Source organism: Mucilaginibacter sp. (genome assembly GCF_036383575.1).
Taxonomy (GTDB): Bacteria; Bacteroidota; Bacteroidia; order Sphingobacteriales; family Sphingobacteriaceae; genus Mucilaginibacter.
The window spans coordinates 1-11,241 of record NZ_DASVOB010000427.1 but is presented as its reverse complement, the minus strand read 5'-3'; the positions used below and the strand labels follow the sequence as shown (position 1 = coordinate 11,241).

The window sequence follows — 11,241 nt, the reverse complement described above, 5'->3', positions numbered from 1 at the left end:
TCATGCGCAGGGCTTTCGCTGAGCTGGTATCGGGCTATGGCGTTATCATCCCGGCTGTAAAGCAATGAAAAGCTATAATCACCATAATTATAGCCCAGCTTTATATTATTGGTGATGGTTGGTTTAAGAAACGGGTTGCCGGTGTAAACTGCAGTAGGATCGCTGTAGGCAAAGTACGAGGCCAGGTCATCATACGACGGGCGGGCTATTCTTTTGGTATACGATAATTGCAGTTCAGAACGATCATTTAGCTTTTGAGTAAATAGTACTGTCGGGAACAGCTTACCCAGTTTACGGTTCACGATATTGCTGCCGGTTTGCGGGTTATCCATATTGGTGTATGAATATTCATAACGCGCCCCGGTATTCAGGCTTGTACCTTTGCTCAGTTGCCAGTTAAGCGAAAGATATGCAGCGCCGATATCTTCTTTCATGTAAATATTGGCAGCAGTTTGCATATTACGCTCCCAAACCCCATTGTTAAAACTTTCGATACCCGATGAACTGGAGCTGCCGGTATGTGTTCCTTTAATGCCGGTTTCCAGCTTTAGCAAAGGCGATAGCTGGTTGGTATAATCGGCTTTAAACACCCCTACGTTGATAGTGGTATTGGCAAATCCACGCTGCTGCTGGGCGCTTACGCTGTTGTTGGCGTACACCTGTTCGCCATGTTTATTTACAAAGGATGTATTAACTACGGTTGGGCCATCACTGCTGTAATGGATATAATCGCCCTCCATGCTGATCTTCTCCCCTTCCTTCAGCACGCGCTCAATATTGATTGAGCTTGTGAGATTACTGAGGCGGTCGTTCCCGTTGATATGCCCGATATACCTGAGCAATGAATCGGGCAGGATATTGTACCCGGCATTACTGTAAGTATAATTTGGTGAGTGGATATTGTTATAACTCACGTTACCGCTCAGCGTGGTTTTGGCATCCAGCTTAATATCCGCTCCCAAATTAGCATTATGGTTATTGCTGATCCGTTTGGTTTTGGTATAAAATTCAACCTCGGCGTTACCGCCGATGAATGGCATGTACTGGCTGCCGGTGATGAAAAGATCGGTATAGGTCCGGTCGTGCTGGAAAGTGTAGGAGCCATACAGGTTAACATTTTTGGTGTTGTGATTGAGGCTGAAGCCGGCCGTACCTTTTTCGCCCATGCCGTAACCGCCGGTTAAGGAGTATGAGCCATTGGTACCCTGCTTCTTACTTTTCTTCATTACAATGTTAATGATCCCGGCGCTACCTTCGGCATCATATTCGGCGGGCGGGGTGCTCAGCAGTTCTATCTTTTCAATGTTATCGGCACTGGTACCGTTAAGCAGGTTCGTGACTTGTACCAGTGGCATGCGTACCAGTTTGCCGTTTATCATAATCGTAGCGCCGCTTTTCCCATTTAATGAGATGCCGTTGTCCCGATGATCAATAGCCACTCCCGGCGACCGTTCCAATACCTCCAAAGCAGTACTGCCTTTGGTAAGCACACTGTTCTCAACATTCACTACTAAGCCATCGCTTCGCTGCTGATACAGTGGCTTGCTGGCCCTTACCACTACTTCGCCTAATTGCCGGGTGTCCTCTTTCATCACAATAACGGCAAGGTATTTTGCAGCCATGCTTCCGCTGGTTTCAAAAGGCGATGAAAACCAGGTTTGATAACCGATACTGCTTAATTTAAGGCGATAATTCCCTGCGGTTACGTCGGCAATATTGTAAGCCCCCTGCTCATTAGTGAGCATACTTTTAACTGATAATGAATCTGCCGCTTTGATAAGCGATACGGTTACATATGCTAAAGGCTGACCGTTGGAGGTAGTTACCCGGCCCGATACCTGCGCTTTTACACCCTGTAAAAGGCAAATAAACAACAAACTGAGGCTTAACGTTTTCATATGTTTTCACAACCTTTTTAGCGGTTATGCCAACAAATAAAAACCGGTTCCCGAACTTTAAAAAACTTCAGTGATGAGTAGCTGCGGATAATTGACAACATACACAAAAACAGGCTAATCCGCTTAAAATCAAAACCATATTGGCTTTTTTACCATTTATAAGCTAAGCATTGCATTTGGTCAATTATTTATGCCGCTTGATATAATGGTGATGTATAAATCAGGGCAATTGCTGTATCTTTAGGTATGATGTTGGAAATCATTATATAAAAAACGTCATTGCGAGGAACGAAGCAATCCCCGATGAGCAGAGCCGCTCTGTATAGTTTGGGATTGCTTCGTTCCTCGCAATGACGAATTTTTGAACGCATCCTCAGGGCATCATGACGTACAGTCGACTCACCCGGTCTACGCTTTGCTGGACCACCCTCTCTCCGGCTACGCCGCAAAGAGGGTTAGAAAAATAAAAGAATCCCCTCTTTACGCTTGCGTAGAGAGGGGGTGACAAGCGCAGCGATGTCGGGGTGAGTCAATACCGTAGCTGAGATGTAATATCTCAATAATTAAAGTAATATGAACAGGCTATCAGTAGATACATTAAACCAAAACTGGCTGTTTAAATACAAGCTGTACCATATCCCGTTTTGGTGTGTGTACCATTATTTTTGGTTCACTATTGCGGTGGCTAACCCTGTGGCTGCGGCCAAATCCATGTTCTTTTCGGCTTATAGTGTCAAGATCCTGTTTTATGTGGCATTCCAGGCACTGGCGGTATATTTTAACTTGTACTACCTGATGCCGAGGTACATGAAAAAGGGCAGTCTCACGCAATATGTTATCTATCTTTCTTTAACCGTTATCTGCGCATCATCCTTTATCAACGGCGGTTATTACTTAAGCGCCTTTTTCGCGGGCTGTTCGGTTAAAAAAATGTTCGGGGTTGATCCTTCCGATTTTGCATCATTTTATAATACGTCGTTCCCCTCTACCGTCGCCAGCATGACGTTGGGCATGAGCATCAAGCTCACTAAAAACTGGCTGCAAACCCAGCATCGCCAGCAACTGCTCGAAAAAGAAAAACTGGAAACCGAGCTTAAATTCCTGAAATACCAGTTTAACCCGCATTTCCTTTTCAACAGCATTAACTCTATATTTTTCCTCATCCACAAAAACCCGGGCATGGCCTCGGCCTCGCTGGCTAAGTTTTCAGAACTGCTGCGCTATCAGCTGTATGAATGTAATGATCATCAGATCCCGTTAGGAAAAGAAGTCACCTATCTCGAAAACTTTATTGAACTGGAAAAGCTCAGGCAAAACAATAATGTGCATGTTACTTTTGAGGCCGATGAACCCCTGCCGGACCATTTAGGCATAGCCCCTTTTATCCTTATGACCTTTGTAGAAAATGCTTTTAAGCATGTATCAAAAGATGCGGAATCACCTAACTGGATTGGTATTAAACTGGGACTGGCAGGCAACCAGCTTGATTTTTACGTAGCCAACAGCACATCCACCCAACCGGAAACCGAGGTAGTGAATTACAGCGGCATCGGCCTGAAAAATGTAAAACGCCGGCTCGACCTGATCTACCCCGAACTTCATAAACTGGAGATCCAAAATACCGCAAACCGCTTTGAAGCGCACCTGCAACTAACATTGGCCGAACTGGAACAATCGGCCACCACCCTACAAATGGCTTCCCTATGATGAACTGCGTAATAATTGACGACGAACCATTAGCCCGCGAAGGGTTAGCCAGCTACGTACGCGAGGTTGATTTCCTGAATTTAACCGGCACCTGCGAGAACCCACTTGAGCTGATCAAGTTACTTGACCGGCAGGCTATCGACCTGATATTCCTGGATATCCAGATGCCGAAGATGAACGGCATTGATTTTTTAAAGATCATGCAAAAGCCCCCCATGGTGATCATCACTACGGCTTACCCCAGCTACGCCCTGGAAGGCTTTCAATTGAATGTGCTCGATTACCTGCTGAAACCCATCACATTCGATCGCTTTTTTAAATCGGCCAATAAGGCTAAAGACTATCACCGCCTGCTTAACAATTCGGCCCAGCCAGGCGCACCGAAAACAGAAGCCGATGAGGGTTACTTCTTCATTAAATGCGGCAATAAGTACGAAAAGATCTATTTTGACGAGATCCTGTACGTTGAGGGCATGCAAAACTATGTGACCATTTTCACCACAAAAGGCAAATACATTACACTGTTAAACCTCAAAAGCCTGGAGCAAAATTTAGATAGTAAATTGTTTATCCGTGTGCATAAATCGTACATCGTATCAACCGGTAAAATTGATGGCATTGAGGGGAACGATATTTTTATCGGACAGCACCGCATCCCCATCAGTCGCAATTACCGTGAGCAGGTGATCCAGCAGGTTGTTGCCAATAAACTATGGGATAAAATAAAATTTTCCTGATATATTTATATCAGTTTTAAACCTTTATCAGCATAAAGCCATGGCCAAAAACACCAACCAAACTATCGAAACTGAAGCAAATGTTAGCGATTTTATCAACACTGTTGAAGATGAAACCAAACGCAGTGATGGTTTCAAGATCATTGAACTGATGCAGGAGGTAACTGGTCTTGAAGCAAAAATGTGGGGACCGGCAATTGTTGGTTTCGGCAGCTATCACTATAAATCTGAAGCCGGTCGTGAAGGTGATGCCCCGCTGGTGGCTTTTTCTCCCCGTAAAAGCTCCTTCAGCTTATACCTTTCGGGCTATGACGGAAAAGTTCAGCTGCTGGAAAAGTTAGGAAAGCATAAACAAAGCGGCGGCTGTACACATATTGTTAAACTGGCCGATGTGGATACTGAAGTACTAAAACAACTGATCAAAGGGGCATTTGAAAAGGCCAAGACATTGCATAAGGGTTAATTGCCGTTTGGTTTTAACCAACGGCTATGAATATCCTGCAGATTTAAAATGTAGAGACGCATCACATGCGTCTCCCGCATGTAAATTCCTGGAGTTAATGATCACAAAGCGGCTTGTCCTATGGGAGACGCATGTGATGCGTCCCTACATAAAAACTTCTCAGACAAAATCTTAGTAGCTCCTAACAAAGCCCCTTTATCAATTTCCCTAATACCCTAAAACTCTCCTCCACCACATCATCAAAAGTTAAACCGAAACTGATGCGGATAAAATTGTTAAAACGCCCGTCAACACTGAAGATTTGGCCGGGGGCTATACTGATGTTGTGCTCCATAGCCAATTGATAAAGCTCAAAAGCATTTACCTTTTTATCCAGTTCAACCCAAAGCGCATAGCCGCCCTGCGGCCTACTTATTTTTGTACCCTGCGGAAAATGCGTTGCTATAGCCTGCGTGTACCGCAGGCATTGGGTATAAAGCGCCTTACGCAGGTGCCTCATATGCAGATCATACCGCCCGGTTTCAAAAAAGTGACCTATTGCTGCCTGTGTAGGCGTTGCCGAGGCAATAGAATGCATCATTTTAATATTCAGTACCTGTTCTTTAAACCTGCCGGGGATGCACCAGCCAACCCTGTACCCCGGCGCTATTGATTTGGAAACCGACGAGCATAGGATCACCAGGTCCTCTTTATCATAGCTTTTACAGGTTCGCGGGCGGCTTTTGCCGAAATAGATCTCGCCGTAAATATCATCCTCAATTAAAGGTATTTGCTTCTTGGCAAGCATGTGCACCAATTGTTGCTTGCGCTCATCGGCCATGCAAATGCCCGTGGGGTTGCTGAAATTGGTAACAAATAGGCATACTTTTACCGGCACTTCCTCCAGCGCCCGCTCCAGGTATTCAAGGTCGAGGCCCGTATCGGGATTAACCGGGATCTCCAATACTTTCAGGTCGAGGCTCAGCATCACATTGAAAATACCAAAGTAAGTAGGGCTTTCAATGGCGATGGTGTCACCGGGTTTGGTGAGTGCCCGCAGGCAAAATATCAAAGCTTCCAGGCAGCCTTGCGTGGTTACAACATCGTCTTCGGTAATATTGCCACCCCAATTAAAAGCGTTTTTTGCCACCTGTTTGCGTAACGCCATATTACCCTGCGGGTTTTCATAAGTGATATTTCCAGTGGGACTGTTGCGGATCGACTCCATCATAGATTTGCTTAGCTTAGCCAACGGGATCAAACTCAGCGGCGGCGATGAGCGTGACAATTGCAACACACTATCTTCAGACATGTTGCGGTAAACCATGGCTATCATTTCGGCAACGCTGGCCTCCCCTGCTTTTTTTACAGGTAGCTTTGCCTCGGGTACACTCGTAAAACGGGCAGGCAGGTATTTCACATAATAGCCCGATTTGGTGCGGGCTTCAATCAAACCCATGTTCTCCAGCTCAACATAAGCTTTATAAGCTGTACTCAGGCTGATGCCCTGCTCCTGGCTTAGCATCCTTACGGACGGCAGCTTGTCGCCCGGTTTAAGCAGGTTTTGTTTGATCTGCTTTTCAATGCGGGAGGCTATCTGGGCATATAAGAAATCATGATCTGTGCTAACTACCGGGCTTTCCATACAAAAATCTGTTATGCTCAAAAATAATAAAACTGCATCTGTTTTGCTATTTTGTTATGCTTTTATTTTGTATCGATAAATAATTAAGCACATGGAACTACAGGTTATCGATTATCAGCCGCAGCACGCCCCCTACTTTGAAAAGTTTAACAAGGCATGGCTTGAAGAGTATTTTACCGTTGAGCCTTTTGACAAATGGGTGTTGGAAAACCCCGACGAGGCCATCATCAAAACAGGCGGCAGTATTTATTTTGTCACTTCAAACCAAAAAATTATTGGCACCGTCGCGCTGCGATATATTGAAGAGGGTGTTTACGAGCTTACCAAAATGGCGGTAGATAAAGGTCATCGCGGAGCAGGTGCCGGTCAGTTTTTATGCCAGGCCGGTATTGATAAAGCCCGGGAACTGGGTGTAAAAAAGCTCATATTATTTTCAAGCAGGGTACTTGAAAACGCCATCCACATTTACCGAAAATTGGGTTTTACTGAAATACCGGTTGAGCCCGGCACTTACAAACGTGCCGATATCATGATGGAAATAAATTTTATAAATAACTAATAGCTTTTTTATTTTTTGTAGAGACGCATCACATGCGTCTCTCTAAGGACAAGCCGCTTTGCTATCTTCAACCGTTTAGCATGCGGGAGACGCATGTGATGCGTCTCTACATTAAAAATCAAATTAATCAGCCTCTCAACTTTATGAAAAATATATTAACCGAACAGGAAGTACAGCAGCTACGGGCTGAAACCCGCGGCACAACAAAAACTATCCATTTTAACAATGCCGGTTCATCCCTGCACCCCGATGTGGTGGTTGATACAGTAATTGACTACCTGTACGAAGAAGCCCAAAACGGCGGCTACGAAACAGAATACACTTACCGCGAAGAACTCGAAAACACCTACAGCCTCATAGCCCGGCTCATTAATGCCCATAAGGATGAAATTGCCGTTGTTGAAAATGCCAGCATTGGCTGGTGGCTGGCCTTTAACGGTATTGATTTTAAACCCGGTGATGAGATCATTACCTGCGAAATGGAATACGTGACCAACCTGATAGGCTTACTGCACGCCAAAAAAACTTACGGTGTTGTGTTTAAAGTGATCCCTAATGATGAGCATGGTAATTTTCAGTTGCAGGCCTTGGAAGATGCCATTTCTGAAAGAACAAAGCTGATAGCCGTAACCCATATCGCTTCAACTGCAGGGAGCATGATTCCCGTGGTTGAAATAGGAAAAATAGCACAAAGACATAACATATTATACCTGCTCGATGCCTGCCAAAGTGCGGGCCACGTACCGCTGGATGTTCAGGAGATAGGCTGCGATATGCTGGCAGTTACCGGCAGGAAATACCTGCGTGCACCCCGGGGAACAGGATTTTTATATGTAAAGAAAGAGATTCAGGATAAGTTGAAACTGTTTTTCCTGGATGGATTTACTACGCAATGGGTAACCGAAACCGACTTTAAACCCCGCGACGATGCCCGCCGTTTTGAGGTTTATGAAAAAAGTCGCGCCTTAACCCTTGGTCTTGGTAAAGCGGTTGAATATGCCCTCAACATTGGTGTTGAGCGTAGCTGGCAGCACATCCAGCATTTAGCCGGTTTGCTACGCGAAAAACTTAAAGAAGTTAACGGCATAACCGTTCATGATTTTGGTGGCCAGCTATGCGGCATCGTAACTTTTTCAGTAGATGGAACGGATGCTGCAACAGTAAAAAATAAACTGGCCGAAAAGCATATCAATGTATCGGTTGGCAAGGCGGTATCAACCCTCATCTACATGAATAAAAACCACCTGAGCAATGTTGTAAGGGCCTCAGTGCATTATTATAATACGGAGGAAGAGATCGGGATCTTATGCGGGGCTTTGGAGGAGATGATATAAAAAAACAACCGTCATTGCGAGGCACGAAGCAATCCCCTATCAGTAGGTTGGCTCTGTATAGTTCGCGATTGCTTCGTACCTTATAATGGCGTGATTGTAAGTTGTTGATTATCAATAGTGTTTTTTTTAACACGTCATCACATTTTTTTTCAGGATTTCCCTGATGGTTACTCGCAATGACGACTTTTTATTTATTGCTTGTGGACGGTGTTATTTTCTCGCAAAGGCGCGAAGACGCAAAGCTTTTTCTTAGCGCCTTCGCGCCTTTGCGAGCTTATATTTATTAATGCAGGTCCCTTAAAACTTAACAACAAGTAATCTCCCCAATAACTATATTAGCACTTTCATAACTACCTATTGAAAGCAATTCACGATAAAGCAGGCGAGTTTTTATTAGGCCTGAAAGAACCACAGGATGATTTTTTGTGCAAACCTGCCCAGTTTTCAGAATACACGGTTTACTTTATTCCTGAAGGACAGGGCACCTTTCATGCCGACTTTGGCGCTTTTGCTTTTACAGGCCCGGTTTTGTTGTTCTCAACCCCACTGCAGGTTATTTATATCGATGATTGCCAGGTAACCAAAAGCAATATCATCCAGTTCCACAGTGATTTTTATTGCATCGAATATCACCGGGAAGAAGTAGCCTGTAATGGTTTGCTCTTCAACAATATCTACCTCGATCCGGTAGTAGTATTAACCGAACGGGAAGCTAAGATCTTTGAACTTTTATTGGGACAGATAGACGACGAGTTTATGCAGCCCGCTCCCTCGGATATTGTGTTGCGTGCTTTCCTGCAATTATTTTTAGCTAAAGCCAGTACCATTAAAATGAGCGCTATCACCACCCGGCAGGATAAGCCCGAAAAAGACGAGCTGATGGAACGCTTCCGCCAGTTGCTGGACCAGCATTATCTTGATCTGCATAAACCTTCTGACTATGCATCTTTACTGGCCGTATCGCCGGATACCTTCACCCGGCGTTGCAGCAAATATTTCCACAAATCGCCTTCGCAACTCATCCAGGAACGGCTGATCCTCGAGGCCAAAAAGCAGCTTCACCTAACCCGGCAAAGCATTAAAGAAATAGCCTACAACCTTAAATTCCAGGACGAGTTTTATTTCAGCAGAGTATTTAAAAAGTTCACCAAGGTATCTCCCCAAACTTTTCGCGATAAAACAGGAATTTCCATCGTAGCGGATTTGTACAAATAAAACCCTTTTTTGTCCATGTTCCGGCGCTTCGTACTGCTGTAATTTTGCTTCATCAAAAAACAACAGTATGAAAACTTCAATCATAAACACCATAGCCGGCCTTGATCAGCTTGGCAAAAAAGCCGTTCGCTTCGGCATCGTAGTCGTATTTCTTTGGATAGGCGGTCTTAAATTTTTCACTTATGAAGCCGATGGCGTTGTGCCTTTTGTAGCCAACAGCCCGGTGATGTCATTCTTTTACAACCACCCAACCGAATACAAAAAACACATGAACAAAGAAGGTGAACTGATAGCCGCCAATCATCAGTGGAATATCGAAAATAACACCTATGGCTTCTCGACCGGTCTGGGTATTATGTTGGTAACACTTGGCATTTTGGTTGCACTTTATAAAGTAACTCCAATACCCAGTATGATAGCCAGTATCCTTATTTTCATCATGACATTGAGTACACTATCCTTTTTAATAACCACGCCCGAAAGCTGGGTGCCGCATTTAACCGATAACCAATGGGGCTTCCCTTACCTGTCAGGTCGCGGCCGTTTGGTTATTAAGGATATCGTGATCCTTGGCGGCGCTATCATTACCATGAGCGAAACCGCGCAGCTTTATCTTAAACGTAAATCAACAAGTAAATAATCTTAAACCAGCATATAATCATGAAAACCACCGAAGAAATAAAAGAACAATTAGCCAATAAGTTTTTAACCGGACTAAAAAACCGCGACTGGCAGCTTATGCGTTCGGCCCTCGCCGACGATGTTACCTGGACGCTGCCGGGAACAAGCTTGTTATCAGGTCCGGCTGTTGGTGCGGATGCCGTAATAAAACGGGCTAACCAGTTGCGTGATTTTGGGGTGATGGTTCAGCTGAATCATATTTTATATGGATTAGACAGCGTTGCCCTGTCGCTCCACAATACCGCCAGCCGCGGCGATCTGATATTGGATGAGCAGGTAGCCATAGTGTGTGATATTAATGATGGCAAGATCAGCCGGATAGTTACCCATTTAAGTGATGTGGAAGGAATCAATAAGTTTTTTGTTGAAGGGGTGATTTAAAAATGGATGTCATGCTGAGCCTGTCGAAGCATCGTGGGCCGGGCCTCTGTGCGCGACCCTTCGACAAGCTCAGGGTGACAGGCCTTTTTCACGCGATGCCATTTCGCCTCCATTTACCAACTCCCTATGGCACTTTTTTTTACACCGTTTCTAAGTTAACTTTGAGCCAAATCACTACATCGTACATGAAATATTTTATTGCACTTTTATTCACCCTCTTCATTGGCCAATATAGCTTCGCTCAAAACCATAAGGCACAAATAGCCGAATTTCGTAAAGGCTATATGGACGACTTTTTAAAAGATCCCCGCTCTCCCCTAAAAAAAGAAGACCTGGAATTTCTTCATTTTTATGATGCCGACAGCACTTACCGCATTACTGCCAAAGCAGAGTTGCTGACTAATCAGTCGGCTTTTATTATCCCTACATTCAGCGGTAGCGGTAGCCAATATGTTAGATATGCCTTGCTTTCTTTTACGCTGAAAGGCAAGCCGATGCAGTTAACCATTTACAAAAGCATCGCGCTGTCGCAAAACCCGGCGTTCAGCAGTTACCTGTTCCTGCCATTTACTGATGCTACCAACGGCTCGGAAACTTACGGCGGTGGCCGCTATATCGACCTTACTACCAAAGACATTAAAA

The 11,241-nt window shown here is 44.6% G+C and carries 11 protein-coding genes; 9 read left to right on the top strand and 2 right to left on the bottom strand.

Features of this window, described 5'->3' with window-relative positions:
* Positions 1-1,898: TonB-dependent receptor domain-containing protein (locus VF500_RS14950; protein WP_330860431.1), on the bottom strand; the 1,898-nt coding region annotated here is incomplete at its 3' end.
* A gap of 573 nt (positions 1,899-2,471) precedes the next feature.
* Here VF500_RS14950 and VF500_RS14945 point away from each other — a divergent pair.
* The 3 genes from VF500_RS14945 to VF500_RS14935 are packed head-to-tail and all read left to right on the top strand — an operon-like array spanning position 2,472 to position 4,805.
* Positions 2,472-3,605 (top strand): sensor histidine kinase, encoded by a 1,134-nt coding sequence (locus tag VF500_RS14945; RefSeq protein WP_330860430.1) that lies wholly within the window; start codon positions 2,472-2,474, stop codon positions 3,603-3,605.
* Positions 3,602-4,342 carry a LytR/AlgR family response regulator transcription factor gene (locus VF500_RS14940; protein WP_121224046.1) on the top strand — a complete coding sequence of 247 codons (741 nt, stop codon included), beginning with the start codon at positions 3,602-3,604 and terminating at the stop codon, positions 4,340-4,342. The genes VF500_RS14945 and VF500_RS14940 overlap by 4 nt, the downstream gene beginning before the upstream one ends.
* Positions 4,343-4,382: 40 nt before the next feature.
* Positions 4,383-4,805, top strand: coding sequence for a DUF1801 domain-containing protein (locus tag VF500_RS14935; RefSeq protein WP_330860429.1), 423 nt, complete (start codon positions 4,383-4,385; stop codon positions 4,803-4,805).
* Between the two features lie 181 nt (positions 4,806-4,986).
* Here VF500_RS14935 and VF500_RS14930 read toward each other — a convergent pair whose 3' ends face one another.
* A complete protein-coding gene (locus VF500_RS14930) occupies positions 4,987-6,429 on the bottom strand; it encodes a PLP-dependent aminotransferase family protein (protein ID WP_330860428.1) in 1,443 nt (480 codons plus the stop codon).
* A gap of 91 nt (positions 6,430-6,520) precedes the next feature.
* Between VF500_RS14930 and VF500_RS14925 the strand changes: the two genes are divergently transcribed.
* From VF500_RS14925 to VF500_RS14900, 6 genes are all read left to right on the top strand, one after another.
* The gene (locus VF500_RS14925; RefSeq protein WP_330860427.1) at positions 6,521-6,988 is read left to right on the top strand and encodes a GNAT family N-acetyltransferase; all 468 of its coding nucleotides are present in this window, start codon (positions 6,521-6,523) and stop codon (positions 6,986-6,988) included.
* A gap of 143 nt (positions 6,989-7,131) precedes the next feature.
* Positions 7,132-8,322 carry an aminotransferase class V-fold PLP-dependent enzyme gene (locus VF500_RS14920; protein WP_330860426.1) on the top strand — a complete coding sequence of 397 codons (1,191 nt, stop codon included), beginning with the start codon at positions 7,132-7,134 and terminating at the stop codon, positions 8,320-8,322.
* A 357-nt stretch (positions 8,323-8,679) separates the two neighbouring features.
* Complete coding sequence (locus VF500_RS14915; protein ID WP_330860425.1) at positions 8,680-9,537, top strand: AraC family transcriptional regulator; 858 nt, start codon at positions 8,680-8,682, stop codon at positions 9,535-9,537.
* 67 nt (positions 9,538-9,604) lie between these two features.
* Entirely contained in the window at positions 9,605-10,177 is a 573-nt protein-coding gene (locus VF500_RS14910; protein WP_330860424.1) for a DUF417 family protein, read from the top strand.
* 20 nt (positions 10,178-10,197) lie between these two features.
* On the top strand, positions 10,198-10,599 hold the full coding sequence (locus VF500_RS14905) for a hypothetical protein (RefSeq protein ID WP_330860423.1): 402 nt from the start codon (positions 10,198-10,200) through the stop codon (positions 10,597-10,599).
* 185 nt (positions 10,600-10,784) lie between these two features.
* Positions 10,785-11,241: DUF1684 domain-containing protein (locus tag VF500_RS14900; RefSeq protein WP_330860422.1), on the top strand; the 457-nt coding region annotated here is incomplete at its 3' end.